This window comes from Actinotalea ferrariae (assembly GCF_019733465.1).
GTDB lineage: Bacteria > Actinomycetota > Actinomycetes > Actinomycetales > Cellulomonadaceae > Actinotalea > Actinotalea ferrariae_A.
This window is the reverse complement of sequence record NZ_JACVQL010000070.1, coordinates 1-25,333: the sequence shown is the minus strand read 5'-3', so window position 1 is coordinate 25,333 and position 25,333 is coordinate 1. Positions and strand designations below refer to the sequence as shown.

At 74.0% G+C, this 25,333-nt stretch carries 23 protein-coding genes; 9 read left to right on the top strand and 14 right to left on the bottom strand.

Annotated features, from left to right (window positions below):
* Nucleotides 1-599: DnaJ family domain-containing protein (locus ICW40_RS06295; protein WP_221652979.1), on the bottom strand; the 599-nt coding region annotated here is incomplete at its 3' end.
* A 175-nt stretch (nucleotides 600-774) separates the two neighbouring features.
* Complete coding sequence (locus ICW40_RS06290) at nucleotides 775-2,229, bottom strand: outer membrane protein assembly factor BamB family protein (protein ID WP_221652978.1); 1,455 nt, start codon at nucleotides 2,227-2,229, stop codon at nucleotides 775-777.
* A 160-nt stretch (nucleotides 2,230-2,389) separates the two neighbouring features.
* On the opposite strand from ICW40_RS06290, the gene ICW40_RS06285 reads away from it, so the two are divergent.
* Nucleotides 2,390-3,151, top strand: coding sequence for a class I SAM-dependent methyltransferase (locus tag ICW40_RS06285; RefSeq protein WP_308121661.1), 762 nt, complete (start codon nucleotides 2,390-2,392; stop codon nucleotides 3,149-3,151).
* A 7-nt stretch (nucleotides 3,152-3,158) separates the two neighbouring features.
* On the opposite strand, the gene ICW40_RS06280 is transcribed toward ICW40_RS06285, so the two are convergent.
* From ICW40_RS06280 to ICW40_RS06265, 4 genes are all read right to left on the bottom strand, one after another.
* Nucleotides 3,159-5,105: a glycoside hydrolase family 127 protein gene (locus ICW40_RS06280; protein ID WP_221652977.1), complete on the bottom strand. Its 1,947-nt coding sequence runs from the start codon at nucleotides 5,103-5,105 to the stop codon at nucleotides 3,159-3,161.
* Nucleotides 5,106-5,108: 3 nt separating this feature from the next.
* On the bottom strand, nucleotides 5,109-5,945 hold the full coding sequence (locus tag ICW40_RS06275) for a carbohydrate ABC transporter permease (protein WP_221652976.1): 837 nt from the start codon (nucleotides 5,943-5,945) through the stop codon (nucleotides 5,109-5,111).
* 2 nt (nucleotides 5,946-5,947) lie between these two features.
* Nucleotides 5,948-6,934 carry a carbohydrate ABC transporter permease gene (locus ICW40_RS06270; protein ID WP_308121660.1) on the bottom strand — a complete coding sequence of 329 codons (987 nt, stop codon included), beginning with the start codon at nucleotides 6,932-6,934 and terminating at the stop codon, nucleotides 5,948-5,950.
* A 94-nt stretch (nucleotides 6,935-7,028) separates the two neighbouring features.
* Complete coding sequence (locus tag ICW40_RS06265; RefSeq protein ID WP_260458853.1) at nucleotides 7,029-8,357, bottom strand: ABC transporter substrate-binding protein; 1,329 nt, start codon at nucleotides 8,355-8,357, stop codon at nucleotides 7,029-7,031.
* A gap of 296 nt (nucleotides 8,358-8,653) precedes the next feature.
* Here ICW40_RS06265 and ICW40_RS06260 point away from each other — a divergent pair, with 296 nt between their 5' ends.
* Nucleotides 8,654-9,688, top strand: a complete 1,035-nt coding sequence (locus tag ICW40_RS06260) for a LacI family DNA-binding transcriptional regulator (RefSeq protein ID WP_374199134.1) — start codon at nucleotides 8,654-8,656, stop codon at nucleotides 9,686-9,688.
* Nucleotides 9,689-9,696: 8 nt separating this feature from the next.
* On the opposite strand, the gene ICW40_RS06255 is transcribed toward ICW40_RS06260, so the two are convergent.
* Together ICW40_RS06255 and ICW40_RS06250 are read right to left on the bottom strand one after the other, a co-directional pair.
* Complete coding sequence (locus ICW40_RS06255; RefSeq protein ID WP_221652974.1) at nucleotides 9,697-10,164, bottom strand: hypothetical protein; 468 nt, start codon at nucleotides 10,162-10,164, stop codon at nucleotides 9,697-9,699.
* A gap of 28 nt (nucleotides 10,165-10,192) precedes the next feature.
* Entirely contained in the window at nucleotides 10,193-10,963 is a 771-nt protein-coding gene (locus tag ICW40_RS06250; RefSeq protein ID WP_221652973.1) for a YaaA family protein, read from the bottom strand.
* A gap of 116 nt (nucleotides 10,964-11,079) precedes the next feature.
* On the opposite strand from ICW40_RS06250, the gene ICW40_RS06245 reads away from it, so the two are divergent.
* Nucleotides 11,080-11,541 carry an iron chaperone gene (locus tag ICW40_RS06245; RefSeq protein ID WP_221652972.1) on the top strand — a complete coding sequence of 154 codons (462 nt, stop codon included), beginning with the start codon at nucleotides 11,080-11,082 and terminating at the stop codon, nucleotides 11,539-11,541.
* 22 nt (nucleotides 11,542-11,563) lie between these two features.
* A complete protein-coding gene (locus ICW40_RS06240) occupies nucleotides 11,564-11,971 on the top strand; it encodes a VOC family protein (protein ID WP_221652971.1) in 408 nt (135 codons plus the stop codon).
* Between the two features lie 131 nt (nucleotides 11,972-12,102).
* Here ICW40_RS06240 and ICW40_RS06235 read toward each other — a convergent pair whose 3' ends face one another.
* Both ICW40_RS06235 and ICW40_RS06230 read right to left on the bottom strand, forming a co-directional pair.
* A complete protein-coding gene (locus ICW40_RS06235) occupies nucleotides 12,103-14,292 on the bottom strand; it encodes a M66 family metalloprotease (RefSeq protein ID WP_221652970.1) in 2,190 nt (729 codons plus the stop codon).
* A 102-nt stretch (nucleotides 14,293-14,394) separates the two neighbouring features.
* Nucleotides 14,395-14,568 carry a hypothetical protein gene (locus ICW40_RS06230; protein ID WP_221652969.1) on the bottom strand — a complete coding sequence of 58 codons (174 nt, stop codon included), beginning with the start codon at nucleotides 14,566-14,568 and terminating at the stop codon, nucleotides 14,395-14,397.
* Here ICW40_RS06230 and ICW40_RS06225 point away from each other — a divergent pair.
* Nucleotides 14,567-15,208 carry an SGNH/GDSL hydrolase family protein gene (locus ICW40_RS06225; protein ID WP_221652968.1) on the top strand — a complete coding sequence of 214 codons (642 nt, stop codon included), beginning with the start codon at nucleotides 14,567-14,569 and terminating at the stop codon, nucleotides 15,206-15,208. The genes ICW40_RS06230 and ICW40_RS06225 overlap by 2 nt on opposite strands.
* A 16-nt stretch (nucleotides 15,209-15,224) precedes the next feature.
* Here ICW40_RS06225 and ICW40_RS06220 read toward each other — a convergent pair whose 3' ends face one another.
* Nucleotides 15,225-15,791 (bottom strand): dihydrofolate reductase family protein, encoded by a 567-nt coding sequence (locus tag ICW40_RS06220; protein ID WP_221652967.1) that lies wholly within the window; start codon nucleotides 15,789-15,791, stop codon nucleotides 15,225-15,227.
* 162 nt (nucleotides 15,792-15,953) lie between these two features.
* On the opposite strand from ICW40_RS06220, the gene ICW40_RS06215 reads away from it, so the two are divergent.
* On the top strand, nucleotides 15,954-17,270 hold the full coding sequence (locus tag ICW40_RS06215; protein WP_221652966.1) for an FAD-binding oxidoreductase: 1,317 nt from the start codon (nucleotides 15,954-15,956) through the stop codon (nucleotides 17,268-17,270).
* Nucleotides 17,271-17,272: 2 nt separating this feature from the next.
* Here the strand turns inward: ICW40_RS06215 and ICW40_RS06210 are convergent, their stop codons facing one another.
* Both ICW40_RS06210 and ICW40_RS06205 read right to left on the bottom strand, forming a co-directional pair.
* Nucleotides 17,273-18,190 carry a ribokinase gene (locus tag ICW40_RS06210; RefSeq protein ID WP_221652965.1) on the bottom strand — a complete coding sequence of 306 codons (918 nt, stop codon included), beginning with the start codon at nucleotides 18,188-18,190 and terminating at the stop codon, nucleotides 17,273-17,275.
* Between the two features lie 72 nt (nucleotides 18,191-18,262).
* Nucleotides 18,263-18,496: a hypothetical protein gene (locus ICW40_RS06205; protein ID WP_221652983.1), complete on the bottom strand. Its 234-nt coding sequence runs from the start codon at nucleotides 18,494-18,496 to the stop codon at nucleotides 18,263-18,265.
* 425 nt (nucleotides 18,497-18,921) lie between these two features.
* On the opposite strand from ICW40_RS06205, the gene ICW40_RS06200 reads away from it, so the two are divergent.
* Complete coding sequence (locus tag ICW40_RS06200) at nucleotides 18,922-22,410, top strand: glycosyl hydrolase (RefSeq protein ID WP_221652964.1); 3,489 nt, start codon at nucleotides 18,922-18,924, stop codon at nucleotides 22,408-22,410.
* 108 nt (nucleotides 22,411-22,518) lie between these two features.
* Here ICW40_RS06200 and ICW40_RS06195 read toward each other — a convergent pair whose 3' ends face one another.
* Nucleotides 22,519-23,499, bottom strand: a complete 981-nt coding sequence (locus ICW40_RS06195) for a LacI family DNA-binding transcriptional regulator (protein ID WP_221652963.1) — start codon at nucleotides 23,497-23,499, stop codon at nucleotides 22,519-22,521.
* 220 nt (nucleotides 23,500-23,719) lie between these two features.
* Between ICW40_RS06195 and ICW40_RS06190 the strand changes: the two genes are divergently transcribed.
* Both ICW40_RS06190 and ICW40_RS06185 read left to right on the top strand, forming a co-directional pair.
* A complete protein-coding gene (locus ICW40_RS06190; RefSeq protein WP_221652962.1) occupies nucleotides 23,720-24,565 on the top strand; it encodes an alpha/beta fold hydrolase in 846 nt (281 codons plus the stop codon).
* A 76-nt stretch (nucleotides 24,566-24,641) separates the two neighbouring features.
* Nucleotides 24,642-25,333, top strand: a 692-nt coding sequence (locus ICW40_RS06185) for a TolB family protein (protein ID WP_374199133.1), incomplete at its 3' end; no start/stop codon positions are given.

The window sequence follows — 25,333 nt, the reverse complement described above, 5'->3', positions numbered from 1 at the left end:
GCGCGCTCCCGGGCCGCGGCGGCGTCCTGGGCTGCGCGGCGACCCGCGGCCCGCTCCGCCCACCGGCGCACCTCCGCCTCGACGTCGCGCAGCGGCGTGATGACCGGCGGCCCGCCGAGCAGCTGGCGGCGCGCCTGCACGATGCGCGCGTTGAACTCCTCGACGGCACCCCGTACCTGCTCCGCGCCCCGCATGCGGTCGAGCCGGTCGTCGAGCGCCGCGTCGTCCGTGCGGAGCTGGAGCGCCTCGGGCAGGACGCCCGTGATCCGCTCGCGCTCGACGAGGTTCTTGAGCCACCAGTCCGGGTCGTGGTGGCCGTCGATGCCCGGGATCGGCTTGCCCGCCAGGGGCAGGTCGTCGAACTCGCCGCGCGCGATCGCCTGCCGCACGAGCTCGTCGACCCACTCGCCGCGGCGGTCCATCCGGCCGCGGCCGTCGACCTGGCTCAGGCGGCGCGTCTCCGCGCCGGACGACCCGTCCGGGTCCGGTGGGACGCCGCCCGTGGCGGCGTCCTCCTCGACCCAGCGGTCCACGTGGTAGCGCGCGGCCGAGCGCGAAGGGTCGGGTGCGCGCGGCTCGCGCGGCTCGCTCGACGGCATGGCACCTCCCGTCCTCCGACGGTAGGCGACGTGACGCCCGGAGGCCCAGCCCGGCACGACGACGACGTCGTGGACCCGCGTGCGGGCGCGACGAGGCGACCCGGCGAAGGGTGGGAGAGGGGTATGACCGTTCATCGTCACGGTCGAGGCGGACCTTGAGGGATCCGCGCGACATTCACCCGTTCGGGCTAGCGGACCGGTGGCCGAGCCCCACGACGCCACCCGTGGTGCCCACGACGACGTGCCCGCCGGGCGTCGCGGTGATCGTGAACGTCCCCGTCGGCAGGGCGCTGCGCCACCGCTCGATCCCGTCCGCCGGGTCGACGGCGATCAGGTCGAGCACCGGCCGCGGTCGAGCACCCGGAAGGTCGCTCAGCGCGCTCCGTCCCGCGACGGGCAGCAGCAGGACGCGGCCGTCGAGCAGGGGGCCGAAGCGCACGTGCGCAGCCGTCGGCACGGTCCAGACGACCTCCCCCGTGCCGGCCGCGAGGGCGACCGTCGCCTCCTCCTCGCGCAGCACCACGAGCCCGCCCACCTGCACGAGCGGCGTCGCGGGCCCCGTCCGGCGCCACAGGTCCTCGCCCGTCGCGGTGTCGACGGCGACGACCTCGGCCGCGGCGCGCAGCCCCACCGCAGGGCCGGTGCCGTCGTGCAGCGGCGGCCGCACCGCGAGCGGCTGCTCGGCGAAGGCGCTCGCGGCGATCCGACGTCCGAGCACCTGTCCGGTGTCGACGTCGAGCCGCAGAGGTCGCGGGTCGTCGACGGTGAGCGTGCCGTCGTCGACGGAGGCGTGCCAGACGCCGTGCACCGGGCCGTCGACCTCCTGCTCGGTGACGGTGTGCCAGCGCCGCTCCCCCGTGCGCACGTCCCAGCGCGCGACCTCGAGGTTCTCGCCCGGCGTCCGCACCGCCGCGACGACGTCGTCACCGCCCAGGTGCTCGACGAGGACGACGAGCCCGCGGGTCGTCCAGCCGTGGAGCTCCGTGCCGTCGTCGGCCGCGAGGACCGCGACGCGCGCCTGCTGCGTGACGATCCGCCCGGCCTCGCGCACGACGGGCGACTCGCGCAGGCAGGCGATCAGCGCGGCGTCACCCGCGGGGCCGCCGGGCAGCGGACCGCTGCGCACCGCGGGCGCCAGCTCGGCCGGGCCGGGCGCACGCAGCGGCACGCAGAGCTCGTCGTCGGCACCGACGACCCCGTCCTCGACCCGTCGGTCCCAGACCGTCGCGCCGGTCGCGACGTCGACCGCCAGCGTCGCCTCGCTGGTCTGCAGCAGCGCGAGGTCGGCCGTGAGACCCATCAGCATGGAGCCGGGGACGGACCAGCTCGGCACGAGCGGCCCCTCGACGGGCTCGAGCGAGCCGGGCAGCGCCGCGACGGCCGCGAGCTGCTCGGCGTCGGCCCGCGTCTCGCTCACCGTCGCGACGGTGACCGCGACGGCGACGAGGCCGAGGACGGCGACGGCTCGGCGCCCGACGTGGGTGGGCGCGCGGTGCCGTGACGGGGCGTCGTGCGGCGCGCGCGTGCGCACCGGGCGCCCCGGGGACGGCGGGACGACGTCGTCCTCGACGAGCTCGACCTCGACCTGCCCGGGGGCCCCGGAGGGCCGCTGCGCCGTGAGCCCGCGCATGGGGCGAGCGTAGCTCCGTGCCTCTCGCGCCACACGGGGTGCGGCGGCCGCGCGCTGCGCGGCCGTCTGCCGGACACAGGCGGGCGGGCGGCGAGAATGGCGGAGCACGGACGCGGGCCCGGCCGGGCCCGGCGACGGACGGGGGTGCAGGTGGACGGGGGTGCAGGTGGACGGCGGTGACGACGACGCCTGGTCGGCGGTGGCCGGCGAGTGGGCCGACCGGTGGGGTGCGTTCGCCGACCCCGTGCGCGCCGTGCTGCTGGACGCGACGCGGACCGGACCCGGGACCCGGCTGCTCGACGTCGGCTGCGGCAGCGGTGAGCTCCTCGCGCTCGCGCTCGCCCGCGGCGCGAGCGCGTCCGGCGCGGACCCCGCACCGGGCATGGTCCACCTCGCCCGCACGAGGGCCCACGAGGCGGACGTCCGCGTCGCCGAGGCGGCCGCGCTGCCGTGGCCGGACGCGAGCGCGGACGTCACGACGGCCGTGAACGCGCTCGAGCTCACGGGCGACCCGGCCGGTGTGCTGCCCGAGCTCGTGCGCGTGACCGCTCCGGGCGGGCTCGTCGCGGTGGCGAACTGGGCCGAGGCGGCGCGCAACGACCTCGACGCGGTCGAGGCCGCCGTCGCGCGAGCCCTCGACGACGAGCCGGGGCCCGACGGGGAGCTGCGCCTGCCGGGCGGCCTCGAGCGCCTGCTCGCCGCCGCGGGCCTGACTGTCGAGGCGTCGGGCCTGGTCGAGGCGCCGTGGGACGCGTCCGACGACGACGCGCTCGTGCGCGGCGTCCTCCTGGGCGAGGACGACGCGACGCAGGCCGAGCTCGCGCCGACCGTCGTCGGCGCGGCGGCCGGCTTCCGCACGGCAGGGGGCGGCTACCGCCTGCGCAACGCGTTCCGCTACGCGGTCGCGCGCACCCCCGGCTGAACGCCCCTCACGACGTCGGCAGCCAGACCCTCATGGTCGACGGCCCCCGGTTCGCCCAGTCGTGGTACGGCACCAGGGGCACCTCGACCGGCTCGTCGACAGGCGGCGCACCGACCGGCCCGTCGCGGTAGGGCCACCCGTCGTCCGGGAGCTCGAGCAGCGACGCGCGCACGTAGGTGCGCCCGTCGCGCTCGACCGGCGCCGCGGTCGGGTCCACCCTCAGCCGATCGACGTGCACCTGGCCCGGCAGGTCGACGGACTCCGCGCACAGAACCTCGGGTCCGCGCTCCACGACGACGCACCCGCGGACGGCGTCGATCCGCGGGTCCGGCTGGACGAACCGCGGCCGCACGGGGAGCTCGAGACGCACCTCGTCACCGGGTGCGAACTCACGGCGCACCTCGACCGCACCGGGCTCGGCCGGCGTCCGCACGCCGTCCACGACGAGCTCGGCACCGCGCGCCCACGCGGGCACGCGAAGCGTCAGCGTCCACGTGCCGGCCCGCTCCCCCGCCACGCGCACCACGACGGTGCCGTCCTCCGGGTAGCGCGTCTCGACGTCGAGCGCGACGACGCGGCCGTCGGGCAGGACCGTGCGGATCTCGGCCGTCGCGTACTGGTGGACCTGGACGCCGTCGTCGTCCGCCGTGGCGACGTACGCGCCGAGGCTGGCGAACGTGCGGGCGACGTTCGTCGGGCAGCACGACACCGAGAACCACGGGGCGCGCATGGACGACGCCGCTCGGGGCACGGCCCGGTCGTCGTCCGGCACGGTCGTCGTCACGCGCTGGTGCAGCGTGTTCGTGTAGTAGAACGCGTCCCCCGCGTGCGACGGCGAGGTCGCCACGACGTTGTACAGGGTGCGCTCGATGAGGTCCGCACGCTCCGGGCGGCCGTCGGCGAGCAGCAGGCGCCAGCTGAGCATCACCGAGCCCACGCCCGCGCACGTCTCGGAGTACGCGCGGTCGGCGGGCAGCACGAAGTCCTCGCCGAACGCCTCGTCCTGGTGCCTGCTCCCCATGCCGCCCGTGACGTAGGTGCGGCGGGCGACGGTCCGCGCGAGCTGGGAGTCGACGGCCGCGAGCAGCTCGTCGTCCCCCGTCTCGACCGCCAGGTCGACGCCGCCTGCGGCGAGGTAGGTGGCACGGACGGCGTGACCACGCAGCACGCTCGCCTCCCGCAGCGGCACGTCGTCCTGGAAGTAGCTCCGACCGAACTCGATGTCCTCGAGCACACCGGTGCCGCGCCGCTCCAGGAACAGCCGCGCCTGCTCCAGGTACCGGCGCTCGCCGGTGACGCGGTAGAGCTCGACGAGCGCGGGCTCGATCTCGGGATGCCCGTCGACCGACGCGATGCCGTCGGGTCCGAACGTCTCGCACACGTGGTCGGCGACGCGCCGGGCGATCGCGACGAGCTCGTCCTCCGCTGCGGTGCGCGCACGCGCGACGCCGGCCTGGATGAGGTGGCCGAAGCAGTACAGCTCGTGGCCCCACTCGAGCGCGGAGTAGCGCGCCCCCTGCCCCGGCCGGCCGAAGTGGGTGTGCAGGTAGCCGTCGGGCTCCTGCGCAGCGCCGACCCTCGCCACGATCGCGCGGTACCGCTGCTCGAGGTCCGCGTCCCCGGTGCGGCCGATCTCCCACGCCATCGCCTCGAGCAGCTTGTACACCTCGGAGTCGGCGAACTCCCGGCCGCGGCGGTCCCCCGGGAGCCGGCCACGGTGGGCCGCGTCGAAGTTGCCGAGCCAGCCCTCGCGCTCGAGCCAGTGCTCGATGTGGCGCAGCGTCGTCGACCCGTTGACGTGCTGCCGGCGGCCCCAGAAGCCGCCGGTGATGCTCACCTCGTGGAGCCCGAGGGGACGCAGCCGCCCCCGGGAGGGGTCGACGGGCTGGGCGCCTCGGCGCCCGGACCCGGCGGTGGTGGCGAGGTGGGACGAGGCCGTGATGTCAGAAGTCATGGATCAACCCTTGAGAGCGCCGGACATGAAGCCACGGACGTAGTGGCGTTGGAGCAGGAGGAAGAGGACGACGCACGGCAGGGCGAGGACGACGACGCCCGCCTCCGTCGCGCCGTAGTCGACGATCCCCATGACCTGGCCGCGCAGGTTCGCCACGGCGAGCGGGAGCGGCACCTTGGACGAGTCGCTGATGAGGATGAGCGGCGCGATGAAGTCGTTCCACGCCGCGAGGAAGGCGAACAGCCCGACGGTGATGAGCCCCGGCTTCACGGCCGGGACGAGGACCTGCACGAGGGCGCGGAACGTGCCGCAGCCGTCGACGAGGGCGGCCTCCTCCAGCTCCCTCGGCACCGCCTCGAACGAGATCCGCATCATGAAGGTCGCGAACGGGAGCTGGAACATCGTGAGCACGAGCGCGAGACCGAGCAGCGAGTTCTGCAGGCCCAGGGCGTTGAGCAGCACGTACAGCGGGATGAGGAGCGTCGCGTACGGGACCATGAGGATCGCCAGCGTGATCATGAACAGCACGTTCTTCCCGGGGAAGCGGAAGCGTGCGAAGGCGTACCCGCCGAGCATCGAGATGCTCACGGTGAAGAGCACGGCCAGCAGCGAGACGACGGTCGAGTTCAGCAGGTACCGGCCGATGCCGGCCTGGAACGTCGCGAGCGTCTCGTAGTTGCCGAACCCCCAGCCGTCCGTCTGCGCCGTCCCACCCTGGGGTGACACCGAGGCGACCGCCGCCCACACGAGCGGGAACAGGAAGAGGATCGCGAGGCCGCCCGTCAGGACGTAGTAGGGGGTGCGCGCGAGCGCCTGGACACCCGTCGACCGCTCGGTCATGGTCAGTCCTCCCTGCCGCGGAGCCCGCGGAACTGCAGCGCGTTGAGGGCCAGGAGCGCCACCAGCACCATGACGGACAGCGCGGCGGCCAGTCCGAGGTGGTTCTGACCGGCGAAGGCCATGTTGTAGACCAGCTGGACGATGGTCACGGTGCTGTTGTCCGGGCCGCCCTTGGTGAGGATGAAGAACTGGTCGAAGGCGAGCAGCGAGCCGGTGACGCAGAGGATCGTGCAGAGCGCGATCGACGGGCGCAGGAGCGGCAGGGTGATGCGCGCGAAGATCTGCCGGCGGTTCGCACCGTCGATCCGGGCCGCCTCGTAGACGTCGCCCGAGATGCCCTGGAGGCCGACCATGAGCAGGAGCATGTAGAAGCCCGCGAACCGCCAGACGATGAGGAACACCGTCGACCAGAGCGCGGAGTCCGGTGTGCCGAGGAAGGACACGGGCCGGTCGACGACGCCCAGGGCGGCGAGGGCCGGGTTGATGGGGCTGCTCTGCGGCGAGTACAGCGCGTAGAAGAGCAGCGAGGCCGACGCGAGACCGAGCGCGCTCGGCACGAGGATCGCCGTGCGGAGGCCGTTCTTCCAGCGCGTGCTCTCCTGGACCACGAGGGCGAGGCCGAGGGCGACGCCGAGCAGGATGAGCGTCGTGATGACGGTGTACTTCAGGGTGAACGTCACCGCCGGCCACAGCAGCCGGTGCTGGGACGCGTCGACGAAGTTGTCCGGGGCGTTGAGGCCGCGGTTGCCGGCGAACAGGCTCCAGTCGGAGACCGACATCTGGACCACGAGCAGGATCGGCACGACGAAGAAGATCAGCACCATGACCGCCGTCGGCGCGGCGTAGAGCCAGCCCTGGAGCGAACGGGGCACGCGCCGCGCCCGCCCGGACGGGCCGGTCACCGGGCGTCGCGCGCCCCCGCCGCGGCCCGCCCTGCGTCGGGCGACCTCGGGGACGGTCGGGATCGTGGTGTGCGTGGTGTTGGCCACGGGGCTCTCCTTGCAAGGGCGGCGTCGGGCCGGCGGGCGGCCGGTGGTCGACGCACGACGCGTCGCCCACCGGCGCCCTCCGGACGGTCCCGGACTACTGGCTGAGGACCTCGGTGATCGCCTCGTTGTCCTCCTCGACCGAGCCCCCGTCCCCGAAGATCGCGTTGCGGAAGAGGGTCAGCCACGGCGAGTCGGTCGCGTTGAACGCCTGCTGGAAGTTCCGGGCGAACGGGGTGCGGCTGTTCGGGTCACCCGCCACCTCGTTGACCGTCACGACCCGCGGGTCCGCCTGGGAGTACTCGTTGTCGACGAGGTCCGTGCGCGCGACGACGTCGCCGTTCTGGGCGAGCACCTCCACCTGCGCCTCCTCGGACATCAGCCACGCGAGGAAGTTCCACGCCTGGTCCGTCGCCTCGGAGTCCTTCGAGATGCCGATCCCGTCGCCGCCGATGAAGGTCGCGACGCCGCCGTCCACGCCCGGGATGCCGCTGACGCCGACGTCGACCGTCTCGCTCGCCGTCGCGAGCAGCGTCGCGGGGTAGGGCATCACGCCGACGTTCCCTTCCTGGAAGCCGGCGGTCCACGTCGCACCGGTCTCCTCCGCGGCGCCCGGGTACAGCGCATCGGCCTCGTTCAGCTCGCGCCACACGGCGTAGACCTCCTGGGCGGCGTCGCTCGCGAGGTAGGACTCGGTGCCGTCCTCGTTCATGACCTCCTCCCCGGACGCCCAGACCATCGGGAACCAGGTGAAGACGCCGCAGCCGCCGCAGTTGCCGCCGAAGAAGGAGCCGTACACGCCGGGCTTCTCGAGCGCCTGGATCGCGAGCGCGTGCTCCTTGAACTCCTGGAGCGTCGTCGGCCCCTGCTCGGGGTCGAGGCCCGCCTCGCGGTAGAGGTCCTTGTTGTAGAACATCACCGAGAGGTCGAGCACGAACGGCAGCACGTACTGGCTGTCCTCGTAGGTACCGGCCTCGACGTGTCCCTGGTTGATGTCGTCGGCGAACGGCAGGGACGAGATGCGGTCGGTGATGTCGCTGAAGAGACCCTGCTCCGTCCAGTTCGGGACGTACACGATGTCCGCGGCGAAGAGGTCGGGCAGGTCGCTGCTGCCGGCGGCCGCGCCCACGCGGGCGACGTAGTCGTCGTTCGGCGTGATGGTCAGCTCGACCTGGTTCTCGTGGGTCGCGTTGTACGCCTCGACGAGCAGGTTCGCCTGGGCCTCGAGCGGCGCGCGCGTCCACAGTGTGAGGGTCGTGCCGTCGTCGACGCCCTCGGGCGAGGCAGCCGTGTCGTCGCCGCCGTCCCCCTCGGCCGGGTCTCCGCCGTCCCCACCACCGCAGGCGGCGACGCCGCCCACGAGCAGGGCGGCCGTCGCGATCCCGGCCATGGCCCGGCGGACGCCCGGCCTTGCGATGCTCCTCATGGTCTCTCCTCGTGGTCGTCGAGCGTGTGAGCGCTCACCTGGCGGGGCGCACGGGTCCCGTGGGCGAAACCCATGGTGATCCTTCGAGTTCGGCGTTTCTGCCGACGGCCCTGGGACCGCCGTGCGTGCTCGCCGGAATGACAAGAAGGCGTCTCATCTGCACCGATGCGCGCCGAGGTCATGACCAGCCGCACGCCTTCGTGCCGAAAAGGTTTTCACAACGTATTCAGGTCGGACCACGCCGTCAAGCACCTTTGTGGCTACAGTTCACCGACAGGACCGACCGGTTCGAGGGGGTGACGGTGGCGACGAACGGCTCTCCGTCCTCGCGTGCCACGACCCTGAGCGACGTCGCGCGCCTCGCCGGCGTCTCCATCGCGACCGCGTCGAAGGCGCTCAACGGCCGTACCCAGGTCAAGGCGGAGACACGCGCGCGCGTGCTCGACGCGGCCGAGCGGCTCTCGTTCTCCCCCAACGCGCTGGCCCGCGGGCTGCTGGCGGGGCGCACCGGCACCGTCGGCCTCATCACGTCGGACCTCGACGGCCGGTTCTCGATCCCGATCCTCATGGGAGCCGAGGACGCCTTCGGGTCCGGCCGCGTGTCGGTGTTCCTGTGCGACGCACGCGGCGACGCCATCCGGGAGCAGCACCACGTCCGTGCCCTCCTGTCGAGACGCGTCGACGGCCTGATCGTGGTCGGGGCCCGGCCCGATCCGCGTCCGCCGCTCGAGCCCGGTGTCCCGGTGCCCGTCGTGTACGCCTACGCGCCGTCGCAGGACCCGAAGGACGTCTCGCTCGTGAGCGACAACGTCGGCGGCGGCCGCATCGCGATCGAGCACCTGATCGCGTGCGGCCGCCGTCGGATCGCCCACATCACGGGCGACCCGACCTACGGCGCGGCACAGGACCGCTCGGTCGGGGTGCTCGACGCGCTGGGGAGGGCCGGCCTGGAGCTCGCCGGCGGGACCGTGCTCTACGGGACCTGGTCCGAGGCCTGGGGGCGAGGGGCCACCCGGCTGCTGCTGCAGCAGGGGACGGACGTCGACGCGATCTTCGCGGGCTCGGACCAGATCGCACGCGGCGTCGTCGACGCGCTGCACGAGGCGGGCAGACGGGTCCCGGAGGACGTCGCGGTCATCGGCTTCGACAACTGGGAGGTGCTCGCCGCGAACGCGCGCCCGCCCCTGACGAGCGTGGACATCAACCTCGAGCACCTGGGGCGGGTCGCCGCGCAGCGCCTCGTCGCGGCCATCGACGGTCACGCGGCGTCGGGCACCGAGGTGCTCCCGTGCCGCCTCGTCACCCGCAGCTCGACCGCACCGATCGGCTGAACGCGACCTCAGCCGACCAGGCGCCGGTAGGTCACGTCGAAGTCCGTGTCCCACGTCTCGCCGTCGGGCGAGGCCTCCCACCGGGCGTCGATCGTGGACCCGTCGTCGGACACCTGTCCGGCGAAGCGCTGGTGGAAGTCGTCGCCCGGGCGTCCGGCGAGCGTCCAGCGCCCGGCGCCGAACGTCATCGCATACGTGCGGCACACGCCGCGCGCGTCGGAGTAGAGCATCACGAACGTGTCGGTGTGGTCGTCGAGCCCGATCATGGCGTGCGACCCGAGCGGCGCGGCGCCCACCCACTCGGGCACGAGGAAGGACGGCGCGTCGACGCGCTGGCCGAGGAACCCGCTGTCGCCCAGCCACGCGAAGGTCGCACGTGCCGTGCTGAGGACGCGACCGTCCGTCGACGCCGTGATCTCCCACGCCCCGACGAGGACGTCGAGGCGCCCGAGCCCCGGGTTCAGCGAACGGTCCATGACTGCTCCTCGGGTCTCGTGGTGGCCGTCAGTGGGGGGCGAGCGTGACGTCGAGCCGCCAGGGGGTGCCCGGGCGCGGGGGTGGGACCGCCACGGCCCGCCACGGGTCCGTCAGCGCCTCGGCCAGCTCGACGGCCGTGCCGACGTCGTCGCCCGCCTCGAGCAGGTGACGCGCCAGCTGCCCGCGCACCTGCTTGCCCGTGTGCGCGCCGACCGCTGAGCCGTCGTCGCGCTGCACCCGCACGACGACGGTGCGGTCGCCGGCCCCGTCCGGCGTCCCGACCGACCGGTAGCTCGACGACCGCAGGTCGACGACGAGGCGTGGCCCCGCGGCGCGCGCCAGCACGGGCCCGAGGAGGCCGCGCCACAGGGGCTCCAGGGCCGGCAGCCCGACGAGCTGGGCGCACACGTTGAGCCGGTACGGCGGGATCCGGTCCTCGGCGCGCAGCGCACCCCACAGGCCCGAGACCACCACGACGCCCGACTCCGCACGCCCCCGCACGGCCGCGGGCAGCGTCGCCCAGCCGAGCGCCTGGTAGAGCACGCCGCCGTAGACCTCGAGCGCCGGACGGGCCGGCAAGGACGACAGGCGCGTGTTCTGCTCGACCTGCGGCGCGACGGAGCGACCGACCATGAGCCGGCGGAGCGCGTCGGGGCGGGCGCTGGTCTCGACGAGCGCGTCGAGCACGCTGCGCCGCGTCGCGGTGAGCTCGGGGAAGGCCAGCACGTCGAGGTCGACCGGGTCGCCCGAGGGCGCGGGCTGCGCCTTCTCCTCCGACGGGGGAAGGAGCAGCAGCACGGACCCACAGTAGGACGCACCCTCGCGCTCCGGCAGGTGGTCAGTTTCGAAGAAGCGCCACGGCGTCGCGGCCTCGCATGCTGGATCCACGAGCAGGACCGGGACGAGGAGGAGTCATGGCGAGCACGACGGAACGGGCGGGTGCGGTCGCGGCGGAGGGCTTCACGCCCGAGGAGCGCGCGGCGATGAAGGACCGCGCCCGGGAGGTGCGCGAGGCGGCGCGACGCACCGGTCGCGCCGACGAGGAGCAGGCCGTCCTCGCGAAGATCGCTGAGATGCCCGAGCCCGACCGCGGCATGGCGGAGCGCATCCACGCGCTCGTCCGGGCCGAGGCGCCCGACCTGTCCCCGCGGCTCTGGTACGGGATGCCCGCGTACTCGAGGGACGGCAAGGTCGTGTGCTTCTTCAAGGCCGCGCACAAGTTCAAGGCGCGCTACGCGACCCTCGGCTTCGAGGACGCGGCGTCGCTCGACGACGGCACGATGTGGCCGACGACCTTCGCGCTCCGCGAGCTCACCGCCGCCGACGAGGTGCGGATCGGCGACCTCGTGCGCAGGGCCGCGGTCCGGCCCGCCTGAGGGACGGGCGGAGGATCGGGCTATGGGACCCGGAGCCGAGCCCGTGCTCGTCGACGTCGACGCCGTCACGCTCGCCGTGCCCGACCTGGACGCGGGCCTGCGCGTCTACCGCGACGCGCTGGGCCACCGGCTCCTGTGGCGCAACGACGCGACCGGTCAGGCCGCTCTCGGCACGGCGCGCGGCACGGCCGAGATCGTCCTGACCACGCGGCAGTCGTCGGCGCCGAACTGGCTGGTGCGCTCGGCCGACGCGGCGGCCGAGGCGTTCGTCGGTGCCGGCGGGCGGGTCCTCGTCGGGCCGACCGACATCCCCGTGGGGCGCCTGGCCGTCGTCGCCGACCCGTTCGACAACGTCCTCGTGCTCGTCGACCTGACCAAGGGCACCTACACGGTCGACGCCGCGGGCGACGTCACGGGCGTCGAGCCCTGAGGCCACCCGCCGTCGTCCGGTTGGCTGGTGACTTAGCGTCACCATGCGACGCAAGGTCACCAGCGAAGGCGGCGCACGGGTGTGGGGAGGATCCGCGTCGCCCTGCGACGCGGATCCTCCCCACGAGGCCGCTACCCCTGCGGCCGCTCGACCTGGACGCGGACCGAGGCCTCGCCGTCGCGAAGCCGGACCGTCACGGTCCGCTCGCCGGGCTCGAGCGTGGTCCACGCGTCGAGGCCCCGGGCCACGTCCTGCCCGTCGACCGACCAGACGGCCTCCTCCCGCTCCGCCTCGTCGCGCTCACCGACGACGGAGGCCCAGAGCCGCACGGTCTGCCCGCCGACGTAGGTGTGGCCCTCGACCGGGTGCAGCACGACCATGGACGGCGGCCGCTCGGGCAGGCTGATCCGGACCGGCTCGGAGTACACCGAGTGGAACCCGTCGTGCGCGACCACCTGGAGCAGGCCGTCGCCGGCGGGCACGTCGCCGATCGGGACCCGCGCCCCTCGCTCGGTGAGGCCGGTTGCGACCGACTGCCAGCGCTCGCCGTCGGCCGACCAGCGCAGCCAGTACTCGGCCACGTCGCTCGACGCGTCCCACTCGAGCCGCACCTCGCCGCGGCGCTCGTCGACCTCCGCGTCGCCCACCCGCACCTGCGGCGGCTCCGACGGCGCCTCGCGTCGCCAGACGACGTCGTCGCCCTTGGTGATGTCGATCGACGCGCCCGGCGCGACGTCGGGCACGAAGGCCTGCGCGAGGTACGACGTCGGCGCGAACGAGCGCCCGCCGGTCCCCGCGCCACCCCCGCAGCCGCACGCGTCCGTGTCGAGGCGCATGAGCGCGCCGCTCGCCAGCACGGCACCCTGCTCGTCGCGCAGGTTCACGGTGAACGACGTCTCCACGGCACCTCGCAGCGCGGTGTGCGCCGAGACGCGCGCCACGTGCATGACCTCGGTGACCTTGCCCCGCTCGACCTTGACGATGAGCGAGAGGACGTCCTGGGCACGCGAGGGCGGGAACATCGGCAGCTCCAGCTCGAAGGGCGGTCGGCCGAGGTCGAAGGGCGGGTCGCCGTCGGGGATCGGCGGCCACTTCTTGACCTCCTCCCAGACGAGGTCCTTCCACCAGAAGTGGTCGATCCCGACGGTGCGCGGCGTGAACCGGTCGTTGTCGGTCAGCCTGCCGTAGTGGTACAGCCCGATCCACGACGGGCCGCCGTAGGCCATGAAGTCGCGGAACGTGGCCGGCGACGCGACGGCGCCCGTGTTGACGTTCAGCCCGTACTCGCCGATGGACGCGCGCCGCGCGGCCGGGGTGTCGTACGGCTCGTACGCGGGGTAGTTGACGTCGGCGTTCGGCGCGCCGCCCGCGGGCGCGTGCGCCAGGCCGGCCGCGTGCCCCGCCTCGTGCGCGAGCGTGCCCGGCTGACCGACCGGTCCGACGGCGACTCCCCCGCCGCCGCAGCCGCCCACCGGACCCATCGGGACGCCGGCCGGGAGGAGCCCGTAGTAGATCCAGCCCGGCTGGTTCCCGTCGGCGGTTCGGGCGTTCGCGACGCGGCCGTGCAGGGCGTCCCAGTTCGGTCCGCAGCCGCTCGCGGGGAACACGGCCTGCTGGAGGTGGGTGGTCAGCGTGAGGGTGCCGGCCGTGCGGAACTGCGCCTGAGACTCGACCGGGAACAGCGTGAGCGTGGTGCCGGACATCGCCTGGAGGTCGGCCAGCCCGGGGGCCGCGATGGTGAGGTTCGGCGCGTTCGCCGCCATGCTCGCCGGCCCGTTGTAGGCGATCATCACGCCCGCGAGGCGCAGCGTCTGCCGCAGCGTCGCGGCCACCTGGACCTGCCCGCCGGTGGACCAGCCGCCGGCCTCCACCTTCGCGACGAGACGCAGCGTGCCGATCATCTCGTTCGCCGGGATGACGAAGTTGATCGAACCGCCCGCGCTCCCGCGGCGGGCGGCGTAGTCGGCCGTGCTCATCGAGGGGACCGACGTCATCGACGACGGGTCGGGGCTGAGCGTCGCGATCGTGGTCCACAGGAAGCCCGAGTGGCGGCGCTGCACCTCGAGCGTCGCCGTGACGCCGCCGGCACCGAAGATGCTGTTGACGAAGACCCGGACCCACGCCGGCTTGTACGCGACGAGCCGGACGGCGTTGTCCGTGCCCCGGTCCGCAGGGTCCGTGAGGTGCTCGGACGAGTCCTGGTACTGGATCGCCTGGGTGACCTCGATGCCGTCGAAGAACAGCCCGAAGATGGTGTGGAAGTTCTTGGGGATGATCCGCTCGAACTCGATGTCCGACCGGACGAGCCTGCTGAGGTCCATGACGCCTTCCCGTGTGCGTGCCGCGGACGTGCCGGGCGGGATCACGCCGGCCTGCCGGCGCGGAGGCGTCGGACCGCGGTCCGCGGTCGGCGCCTCAGCACCTCAGGAGGAGGGAGCGGCGGCGTTGTGACCGCCGGCGTCCTGACGGTCCGCGTCGACGCGGAACACCTCGGCGTACGACGCCGCGAGGGCGTCGTCGTCGTCGTTGGGCGCCGCGCGGGCGGCGTCCATCACCCCGGTGGTGGGGACGGCCTTCCCGCGATAGGTGTGCCCCATGGCACCCATCCCGACGGCGGCAGCGCACGTCGTCCTGCTCGGCGACTCCGTGCTCGACAACGGCGCCTACGTGCCGGGCGAGCCCGACGTCGCCGCCCAGCTGCGCGCCGAGCTCGACCGCAGGGTGACGCTCCTCGCGGTGGACGGCGACGTCGTCGCCGGTGTGCCGCGGCAGCTCCGCGCGCTGCCGCCGGACGCGACGCACCTCGTGATCAGCGCGGGCGGGAACGACGCCCTGGGCCACGCGCACCTGCTGGGGTCCGGGGTGGGGACGGTCGCGGAGGGGCTGGACCTGCTCGGTCGCGCACGCGAGGAGCTCGCCGTCGCCTACGCCGCGATGCTCGACGACGCCCAGGCGACCGGCCTGCCCGTCGCCGTCTGCACGATCTACGACACGCGGCTGGTCGAGCTCGGGCTGCGCGTCGTCCGTGCGGCGACCGCGCTGTTCAACGACGTCATCACGCGCGAGGCCTTCGCGCGCGGCGTCACCTTCGTGGACCTGCGCCTGGTGTGCGACGAGGACGCCGACTTCGCCAACCCGATCGAGCCCTCCGCGCACGGCGGCGCCAAGATCGCGCGGACCATCGCGTCGTGGGTCCGCGGGGACGACGGCGCACGACGCTCGGCGGTGCTGGCCTGACGGGCCGCGGCAGGCGTCAGGCGCGGTCCCGGACGGCGTGGCGCACGTAGACCGCACCGGTGCCGAACCGGCGGAGGTCCAGCAGCTCGAGGTCGAGCCGGAGGCCCCGGGGCAACGCCGGCTTGCCGCCGCCCACGACGACCGGGTGCATGACCAGCACGCACTCGTCGACGAGCCCGTGCCGGAACGCCTCCGCACCGGTGGTCGCGCCGCCGATGCTCAGGTCCGAGGGGGACGCCTCCTTGAGCCGGCGTACCGCCTCGGGGTCGAGCTGCCGCTCGATCGTCGTCCGCGCCGTCGACACCTCGTCGAGCGTCGTGGAGTAGACGATCTTGTCGGCGTCGCGCCAGACCTGGGCGTACTCCCGGATGACGTCCGGTTCGCCCGCGAGCCAGTCGTCGTCCTCCCAGACGCGCATCGTCTCGTACATGCGGCGGCCGTAGAGCGACGTGCCGATGTGCCGCTCGTGCTCGTTCCAGAACGCGTGCACCTCCTCGGAGGGCGCGGACCAGTCGAACGAGCCCGTCTCGTCCTCGAGGTAGCCGTCGAGCGAGATGTTCGCTGCGTAGATCAGCTTCCCCATGGGCTCCCCTTCGGCCGGACGAGGCCTCCAGCGTCCAGGATCACGCCGGGACGGGCAAGCATCGGCGACCGGGCGAGCACGCTCGGCAGCCGGCCCCCGATGGGTTCCGTGAGCGCGACCGGTCTGTCCACTCGTCGGAGTCCCGCGACGAGAGGCCCGCTCATGGAGAGTCCCGAGATCCTGCGACCGGACGAGCCCGGGTACGACGACGCCCGCCGGGTCTGGAACGCGATGATCGACCGCCGTCCGGCGCTCGTGGTCCGCTGTCGCCGGACGGCCGACGTGGTCGCCGCGCTCGCCCTGGCCCGGCGCGACGGGCTCGAGGTCGGCGTCCGCTGCGGCGGGCACAGCGTCGCCGGGCACGCGGTGCCCGAGGGCGGCCTCATGATCGACCTCACCCCGATGGGCGAGGTCCGTGTCGACCCCGAGCGGCGGCGGGCCCGGGTGCAGGGTGGCGCTCTGCTCGGCGCGCTCGACGCCGCCACCCAGCCGTACGGGCTCGCCACGACGGCCGGCAACGTCTCCCACACCGGCGTCGGCGGTCTCACCCTGGGCGGCGGGATGGGCTGGCTCGCCCGCCAGTACGGCCTGGCGTGCGACAACGTCCTGTCGTTCGAGGTCGTCACCGCGGACGGCCGAGTGGTGCGAGCCTCGGCGGCGGAGAACACCGAGCTCTTCTGGGGCCTGCGGGGCGGCGGCGGCAACTTCGGCGTGGTCACGGAGTTCGAGTTCCAGCTCCACGCCACAGGAACCCGCACGCTGACCGCGGAGCTCGACTTCCCGGCCGCCGAGGCCGCTCCGGCGATGGCGCGCTGGCGGGACCTGGCTCTGGCCGGACCGCGCCGAGCGACCTACGAGGCCACGGTCATCGGCGGCATCGCGACCCTGGGCCTGGTCTGGGTGGGCGACCCGGACGAGGGCAGGGACGTCGCCCGCAGCCTGGAGGTGCTCGGCGCGCCGGTCGCGCGGCGGGAGGTCGAGCGCTCGTACCTCGACCTCCAGCGCTGCGGCGACACACCGCAGGGCCACGCGTACCGGCGCTACTGGAAGGGCCACTACCTCCCGGGCCTGCCGGACGCGGCGATCGAGGCGCTGCTCGGGCACCACCCGTCGGTGGGGGCGAGCCTGCAGACGCACGGCGGCGCGATCGCCGACGTGGCTGCGGACGCGACGGCGTTCGCGCACCGCGGCACGGCGTTCGAGTACATGGTCGCCGCGCGCTGGACGGACCCGGCGGAGGACGCGGCTCGCGTGGCGACCGTCCGCGAGTGCGCAGCGGGCCTCGCGCCGTTCGCGCGCGGCGCCTACGTCAACGCCCTCAGCGACGACGGCCACGCGGGCGTCAGCCGTGCGTACCCGGCCGCGTCGCTCGCGCGGCTGACCGCGCTCAAGGACGCCGTCGACCCGGACAACGTCTTCCACCTCAACCAGAACATCCGCCCGAGCCGCGAGGTGGTCGCGACGACGCCCACGACCTGACGTCAGGTCTGCTGCGCCGCGTCGAGCTCGTCGCGCGCCGGCACGGCGTCCTGCGCACCGTGCCGGGTCACGACGCGCGCGGCCGCGAGCACCGCGCGCCACGCCGCCGTCGTGAGGTCCGAACCCTCGGCGAGGCCGGCGGCGAGCACGCCGCAGAACGCGTCCCCTGCACCGGTCGTGTCCACGACCTCCACGCGCGGTGCCGGGATGCGGTGTGCGTCGGTGCCGCGCTCGGCGACGAGGCAGCCCGCCGCGCCGAGCGTGACGACGACGGCGGGGACAGCCTGCAGCAGCCGCGCGGCGAGGTCCTCCGCCGAGGCCCGCTCGGCGGTCGCGCCGAGGTCGCCCACCATCCCACGCGCCTCGTGCTCGTTGACCACGAGGACGTCGAGCATGCCCCAGAGCTCGTCGGGCAGAGGGCGCGACGGCGCCGCGTTGAGCACCATGAGGCTGCCCGGGCGGCGGGCGCGTGCGGCGTCGAGCACCGCCTCGAGCGGGACCTCGAGCTGTGCGAGCACGACGTCGCCACCCGCCACGGCCGCGGCGGCCTCGCCTCGCACCTGGAGCAGCGCGTTCGCGCCGGGCGCGACGACGATCGCGTTCTCGCCGCTCGGGTCGACCATGATCAGCGCCGTCCCCGTCGGCGCACCGATCCGGACGACGGCACCGGTCCGCACGCCGGCACCCTCGAGCGCCTCGAGCAGCAGGTCACCGGCGTCGTCGCGGCCGACGGCGGCCACGAACGTGGTCCGCACGCCGCCGGTGCGGGCCGCCGAGACGGCCTGGTTGGCGCCCTTGCCTCCTGGGCTGCGCACGAGGTCGCCACCGAGCACCGTCTCGCCACCCGCGGGGTGGCGCGGCACGGCGACGACCAGGTCGACGTTGGCGCTCCCGACCACGATCACGTGCTTCGCACTCATGAGCGACATCCTCGCGCGGCGAAGCAGCCCGTCGGGCGGACCGGGCGGGCGGCGCAGGTCAGGCGGGGCGCCTCAGAGGCGGACGAGCCGCGGGCTGTCGAGCTCGACGCGACGGATGTCGCCGCCGAAGTCGACGATCACGGCGCGGTCGCCGTCGAGGCCGACGGCGCGACCGAGGCCGTGGCGGTCGTGCGAGACGCGGTCGCCCACGTTGACCGGGACGATGGCGGCGGCCGCCTTCTCCCGGGCTGCGTTGAACGGGCTGGTGGCGAGGTACCGGGTTCTCCCCGGGCGGGCGGTCGACACAGTGACTCTCCCACCAGTCCCGGGACGGAGGGGCTGGTACCCACCACGGTACGCCCTCGCCGGGCCACCCGGCGCGGCCGCCCACGCGGTGGAACCGCAGCGGCCGGATCACCCCATCGGGTGCGGGCGAAACCTTGACACATCGGACGCCCGCCCTACTCTTGACCTCGGGTGACACGATTCACTGGATCGGGCCACCCGGGCACTCACCCTCGGCGTGGAGGGGCCTCGCGGCCGGCTCCCCGCCCACCGGGCCGCACCGCCTCCCCGCCGCAGCGACGCTGCGGGGACCGCACCGCGACCCATCCCACCGTCCCGGGCACCGCCCGTCCGACGGGGAGCCAGGACGCGGCCGGCGACGGGCCGGCTGCGCAGAGCACCAGCCGAGCAACGGAGAGAACTGGATGTCTGCTCCAGCAGAACGGATGAGGGGGGCCTGGTCGTCGAGCCCAGGCACGAGCCGCCGCACGACGGTGGCCATGGTCGTGGTCGCGGCGATGCTCGCGTACCTGGTGCAGGTGATGGTGCTGCCCGCACCCGCCGCCCACGCCGCCCAGGTCGGCGCCGGCAGCTACGCCGAGGGCACTCCCCCGGGCGGTGCCGTTCCGACGGAGTGCAACGGCACCCCGGTCACCAACCCGCGGGCGCACGTCACCTCGAACTTCCCGTCCGGCGCGATCCCCACCAACGACTGGTGGACGTCGCTGCTGTGGCGCAAGTTCAACTGCGCGTCGATCTCCGAGAACCTCATGGCGCACCCGCTCGCGTTCCACGCGTTCACCGACGGGCTCGGCGTCAGCTACCCGACCAACGTCAGCATCTCGGGCACGGCCACGGGCGTCGGCGAGTACCACTACAACTACAGCGAGGACTTCCGGCTCGGCCTCGCGGGCCTCACGGCCGAGGGCAAGGTCGACGGCTACTCCGACTGGACCGTGAGCGAGCTCTGGTCGAACGGCGGCAGCAGCCTGCGGACGACGTTCGGCCACGGCCTCCCGTTCGTCTACGCGACCAAGACGGGCGGCGGCGACGCGACCCTCCGGGGCACCGCGGCGCCCACCGTGTGGCGCAACAGCGGCGGCACCATCGGCTTCACGCTCAACGGTCACGACTACGCGGCGTTCGCCCCGAGCGGCTCCTCGTGGTCGGTCTCCGGCAACACCATCAGCTCGTCGCTCAACGGCGGCACCTTCTTCTCGGTCGCGGTGCTGCCGACGACGTCGTCGAGCACGAACGCCCAGCGCACCGCGGCGCTCGACGCCTACGCGCCGTACGCGCACAACCACGTCACCGGCACGCGGGTCTCGTGGTCCTACGACGAGGCCGCCGCCCGCATGACGGCGACGTACGCCTTCACGACGACGGCGCGCCAGGGATCCGGGACGGGCACGGTCTACGCGCTCTACCCCCACCAGCGCGACCAGCTCGCCGGGGCGACGCCGAGCAGCTACTCCTACGTGTCGCCGCGCGGCCCGATGCGCGTCGTGATCGGCAGCTCGCAGTTCCAGACGGTCGCGAGCTTCAACGGCGTGCTGCCGCAGCTCGCGAACACCGGCTTCCCGGCCGGCTCGGCGGACGCCAACCAGCTCAACGGCTACATCGAGCAGGTGGCCTCGGGCGACCCGTTCGCGGGCTTCGGCGAGGACACCTACTGGACCGGCAAGGCGTTCGGGCGCATCTCGCAGGTCGCCCACATGGCGAACCTGACCGGCAACACCGCGGCGCGCGACCGCCTCGTCTCGGCGATGCGCACGCGCCTGACCGACTGGATGACGGCGTCACCGGGCGAGACGCAGCGCGCATTCTGGTACAACCCGGCGTGGGGCACCCTCATCGGCTACCCCGCGTCCTACGGCTCCGACACGGACCTCAACGACCACCACTTCCACTACGGCTACTACGTCGTCGGCGCGGCGACCGTCGCGCAGTTCGACCCCGCGTGGGCCGCTACGTCGGCGTACGGCGGCATGGTCAACACGGTGATCAAGGACGCGGCCAACTGGGACCGCAACGACACCCGGTTCCCGTTCCTGCGCGACTTCGACATCTACGCGGGTCACGACTGGGCCGCGGGTCACGGCGCCTTCGGCGCGGGCAACAACCAGGAGTCCTCGTCCGAGGGCATGAACTTCGCGAGCGGGCTCATCCAGTGGGGCCAGGTCACCGGCAACACGACCGTCCGCGACCTCGGCATCTACCTGTACACGACGCAGGCGTCGGCCATCGAGAACTACTGGTTCGACACCGACGACGAGGCGTTCCCCGCCGCGTTCGGGCACTCGACGGTCGGCATGGTCTGGGGCGACGGCGGCAGCTACTCCACGTGGTTCAGCGCCGAGCCCGAGATGATCCAGGGCATCAACCTGCTGCCCAGCACCGCCGGTCACCTGTACCTGGGCTACGACCCCGCGTACATCCGCCGCAACATCGCCGAGCTCGAACGCAACAACGGCGGGCCGGCGACGGTGTGGCAGGACATCATCTGGGAGTTCCAGGCCCTGGCCGACGCCCCGACGGCCCTCTCCCAGTTCCGGTCCCAGGCGAACTCGTACGCGGTCGAGGAGGGCGAGTCGAGGGCGCACACCTTCTACTGGCTCAAGAACCTCGAGGGCCTCGGGACCGTCGACCGGTCCGTCACGGCCAACACGCCGCTGCACGCGGTCTTCGTCAAGAACGGCGTGCGGACGTACCAGGCGGCCAACATGACCGGCTCGCCGATCACGGTCCGGTTCTCCAACGGGGTCACGCTGAACGTGCCGGCACGGTCGGTCGCGAGCTCGAACACGACCGCACCGACGGACACGACGGCGCCCTCCGTGCCGGCGAACCTGTCGGCCTCGGGCACGACGTCGTCCGCGACGAACCTCTCGTGGTCGGCGTCGACGGACAACGCGGGCGGCACCGGCGTGGCGCGGTACGAGGTGCTGCGCAACGGCGCCGTCGTCGGGTCCCCGACGGGCACGTCGTACTCGGCGACCGGCCTGTCCGCGTCGACGACGTACCAGTTCTCCGTCCGGGCGGTCGACGGCGCGGGCAACCGCTCCGGCGTGAGCTCGGCGGTGAGCGTGACCACGACGTCGGGCGGCGGCGGGCAGACGCCCGTCGGCAGCCCGATCACCGGCCCCGGCGGCAAGTGCGTCGACGTGTCCGGCAACGACGTCGGCGGCAACCTCGCGGCCGTCCAGCTCTGGGACTGCCAGCCCGCGGCGGTGGACCAGCACTGGACGTTCACCAACGGGACCCTCCGCACGCTGGGCAAGTGCCTCGACATCGAGGGCAACGGCACGGCGAACTCCACCAAGCTGATCCTGTGGGACTGCACGGGTGGCGGGAACCAGGAGTGGGTGCCGCAGGCCGACGGCTCGGTGAAGAACCCGCGGTCGGGGCGCTGCATCGACTCGCCCGGGGGCTCGACGGCCAACGGGGCGCGGCTGCAGATCTACGACTGCAACCAGTCGGCGGCGCAGAAGTTCGCGTCGGCCCTGTTCCCGACGACGGGCGGCGGCTTCACGGCGACGTCGCGCATCCAGGCCGAGGCGTACAGCGGCATGGTCGGGGTCTTCAAGGAGACGACGACCGACGTCGACGGCGGCCAGAACCTCGGCGGCATCGCCAACGGTGACCACATCCGGTTCGACGCCGTGAGCTTCGGCACGACGGCGAGGACGCAGTTCAGCGCGCGCGTCGCCTCGGGTGCGGCGGGCGGCGTCAGCGGCCTGGTCAACGTCCGTCTGGGCAGCCCGACGGCCCCCTCGATCGGCAGCTTCGCGATCGGGAACACCGGCGGGTGGCAGTCGTGGCGGACCGTCCCGGCGACCATCCAGCCGACGACGGGCACGCACACCGTGTACCTGACGTTCGACTCGGGTCAGCCGGCCGACTTCGTCAACATCAACTGGTTCACGTTCAACTGACGCACTGGAGCACGGGCGACGGGCCCGGTCGGCGCACCCGCGCCGACCGGGCCCGTTCGTCGTCGGGCGCGCCCGACGCGGGCGCGGTCGGTGCAGGCGGCGACGGCGTCAGGTCGAGTCGCGTGCCACCACGTGGAAGAGGTCCGTGGGGCGCTCGGGCAGCTCGCCGCCGCCGTCGAGCGCGGCGAGCACCGCGAGGGCGAGGTAGTGCGCCTGGGCGTCGACGGCCTGCCACACCGTCGTCAGCGGCGGGGCAGCGACGCGGGCGAGCGGGTGGTCGTCGACGCCGATCACCGCGACGTCGTCGGGCGTGCGCAGGCCCTCGGCCCGCACGCCGGCCAGCACGGCGAGCGCCACCTCGTCGTTGTACGCGGCGACCGCGGTGACGGGCTCCCCCGCGGCGCGCCAGGTGCGCACGGCCGCGGCGGCGGACTCCACGTCGAGCTCGACAGGCTCGAGCACGGGCTCGGGCAGCCCCCGCTCGGCGCACGCGGCGCGCACGCCCGCGAGCCGGCGGTCGGCGAACTGCGCGAGGCGGCGGTCCGTCGGCCCCGCGTACCCGATCGCCCGGTGCCCCCGCACGGCGAGGTGCTCGACCTGGGCCGCCCCGATCCGCTGCTGGGGGACGGCGAAGCGGCGCGCGTCGTCGTCGAGCGCGTTGCTCAGCACCTGGATGCCCGCCTGGCGCATCGCGCGCTCGTCGGCGGGCGCGAACGTGGCGAGCCCGACGACGGCGCGCGGCGTCACGGCGCGCCACAGGTCGGCGAGCGGCCGCGGGCCGCGGTCGTGGTGCACCAGCACGGAGAGCCCGCGGTCGGCGAGCTCGGTCGCGAGGTGGTCGAGGAGGGTGTCGATGACCGGGCCGACCGGCCAGTCCGGCAGCACGCACAGCACGAGGTCGCTCCTGCCCGTGCGCAGGGCACGGCCCGCCACCGACGGCGTGTACCCCATGCGGGCGGCGACCTCGCGCACCCGCTCGCGCGTCGCCTCGGGGATGGAGACGTCCTGCCGGCCGTTGAGGACGTAGCTCACGGTGGTCCGCGAGACGCCGCTCGCGCGGGCCACGTCGGCACCCGTGACGCCTCGCACCGGCCCTCCCTCCGACGTCCGCCCGATCGCGCCCCACGCTAGTGGTGGCGCACGGACCGGCGGGCCGCGCCTCACCTGGCGGGCAACGCCGTGGGACGCCGTCGGGCCAGGTGCTCGGCCAGGTCCTCGGCCAGGGCATCGGCCAGCGTCTTCGGCGCGCGGCGCAGCGCCGCGTGTGCCTACCGTCGAGACCGTCCCCCACACCTCGAGGAGCCCACGCATGCCGGAGATCACCGCCCACCACGGCCTGTTCCGCAGCACCGACCTCCACGTCGACGACACCGGCGGCCCCGGGCGTCCCGTCGTGCTGGTGCACGGCTGGCCGCTGTCCGGCGAGTCGTTCGCGCACAACGTCCCCGCGCTCGAGGCAGCCGGCTACCGCGTCATCACCTACGACCGCCGCGGGTTCGGCCGCAGCGACAAGCCGCGCACCGGCTACACGTACGACACGCTCGCCGAGGACCTCGCCACGGTGCTCACCGAGCTCGACCTGCACGACACCACGCTCGTGGGCTTCTCCATGGGAGGCGGCGAGGTCGTGCGCTACGTCACCGACCAGGGTCCGGCGCGGCTCCGCAGCGTGGTGCTCGCCTCCTCGGTGACGCCGTTCATGGCGCAGGTCCCCGGGAACCCGGACGGCCCCCTCCCGGAGAGCCAGGCGGCGGAGATGGCCGCGAAGCTCACCGCCGACCAGGAGTCCTTCTACGACGAGTTCACGCGCGAGTTCTTCTCCGTCGACGGCGTCCTGAAGGTGAGCGAGGAGGAGCGGCGGAAGGCGCTGGCACTGTGCCTGCAGGCGGACAAGCGCGCGGCGCTGGAGTGCATGGCCGCCTTCGGCCACACCGACTTCCGCGACGACCTCGCCGGCATCGCCGAGCACGGCCTGCCCGTGCTCGTGCTGCACGGCGACGGGGATGCGACGGTGCCGTTCGAGGGCTCGGGGCGACGGACGCACGAGGCGCTGCCGGGCAGTCAGCTCCACGTCGTCGCGGGCGCACCCCACGGGGTCAACGTCAGCCACGCGGACGAGTGGAACGAGACCCTGCTGGACTTCCTCGTCCGCTGAGCAGCCGCGCGGCCCGACGACGCGCCCGCACGCCGTCGCCGTCGTCGGGCCCGCCGGGGCGGCGTAGGTTGCTGCGGTGCTTCCTTCAGACCTGCCGCTGCTGCGCACCCCTGGAACCCCTGCCCTGAACCCGGACGGGACGACGGCCGTCTTCTCGGTCACCGCGCCCGACCCGGCGACCGACGAGTACACCGGCCGCCTGTGGACCGTGCCCGTCGACGGGTCGGGCCCACCGCGGCCGCTCACGCGCGGGCACCGCGACACCGCGCCCGTGTGGTCGCCCGACGGTCGCTGGATCGCCTTCGTGCGCGCCGAGCCCAAGGGCAAGCCGCAGCTGCACGTCGTCGAGGCGGGCGGCGGCGAGCCGCTGCGCCTGACCGACGCCCCGCTCGGCGTGAGCGAGCCGCGGTTCTCCCCGGACGGGACGCGCCTCGCCTACCTCGCGCGCGTCCCCGAGCCCGGCCGGTACGTCGCGGGCGAGGACCCGGGTGCCGAGCCGCCGCGGCACATCACGACCTTCCGCTACCGCGGCGACGGCATCGGCTTCTTCCGCGACCGGCCGCAGCACGTGTTCGTCGTCGACGTGCCGCAGGAGGGCGCTCCGGCGCCGGCCGCCGACGCCCTGCCCGCTCCCGTGCAGCTGACCGACGGCGACGTCGACCTCGCGGCGCACCGGTGGCTGCCGGACGGCGACGCGCTCGTTGCCGTCGCGGCGCTGCACCCGGGCCGCGAGGAGGACCTGCTGCGCGACGCCGTGCTCGTCGACGC

Coding starts and splice junctions, on each gene's coding strand:
- ICW40_RS06290 (WP_221652978.1), bottom strand. CDS start 2,229: ATGCGCGGGCTCACGGCGCAGCGGCCCTCCGGGGCCCCCGGGCAGGTC.
- ICW40_RS06280 (WP_221652977.1), bottom strand. CDS start 5,105: ATGACTTCTGACATCACGGCCTCGTCCCACCTCGCCACCACCGCCGGG.
- ICW40_RS06275 (WP_221652976.1), bottom strand. CDS start 5,945: ATGACCGAGCGGTCGACGGGTGTCCAGGCGCTCGCGCGCACCCCCTAC.
- ICW40_RS06220 (WP_221652967.1), bottom strand. CDS start 15,791: ATGGGGAAGCTGATCTACGCAGCGAACATCTCGCTCGACGGCTACCTC.
- ICW40_RS06210 (WP_221652965.1), bottom strand. CDS start 18,190: ATGAGTGCGAAGCACGTGATCGTGGTCGGGAGCGCCAACGTCGACCTG.
- ICW40_RS06230 (WP_221652969.1), bottom strand. CDS start 14,568: ATGGGGCACACCTATCGCGGGAAGGCCGTCCCCACCACCGGGGTGATG.
- ICW40_RS06265 (WP_260458853.1), bottom strand. CDS start 8,357: ATGAGGAGCATCGCAAGGCCGGGCGTCCGCCGGGCCATGGCCGGGATC.
- ICW40_RS06240 (WP_221652971.1), top strand. CDS start 11,564: ATGGGACCCGGAGCCGAGCCCGTGCTCGTCGACGTCGACGCCGTCACG.
- ICW40_RS06215 (WP_221652966.1), top strand. CDS start 15,954: ATGGAGAGTCCCGAGATCCTGCGACCGGACGAGCCCGGGTACGACGAC.
- ICW40_RS06245 (WP_221652972.1), top strand. CDS start 11,080: ATGGCGAGCACGACGGAACGGGCGGGTGCGGTCGCGGCGGAGGGCTTC.
- ICW40_RS06190 (WP_221652962.1), top strand. CDS start 23,720: ATGCCGGAGATCACCGCCCACCACGGCCTGTTCCGCAGCACCGACCTC.
- ICW40_RS06225 (WP_221652968.1), top strand. CDS start 14,567: ATGGCACCCATCCCGACGGCGGCAGCGCACGTCGTCCTGCTCGGCGAC.
- ICW40_RS06235 (WP_221652970.1), bottom strand. CDS start 14,292: ATGGACCTCAGCAGGCTCGTCCGGTCGGACATCGAGTTCGAGCGGATC.
- ICW40_RS06200 (WP_221652964.1), top strand. CDS start 18,922: ATGAGGGGGGCCTGGTCGTCGAGCCCAGGCACGAGCCGCCGCACGACG.
- ICW40_RS06255 (WP_221652974.1), bottom strand. CDS start 10,164: ATGGACCGTTCGCTGAACCCGGGGCTCGGGCGCCTCGACGTCCTCGTC.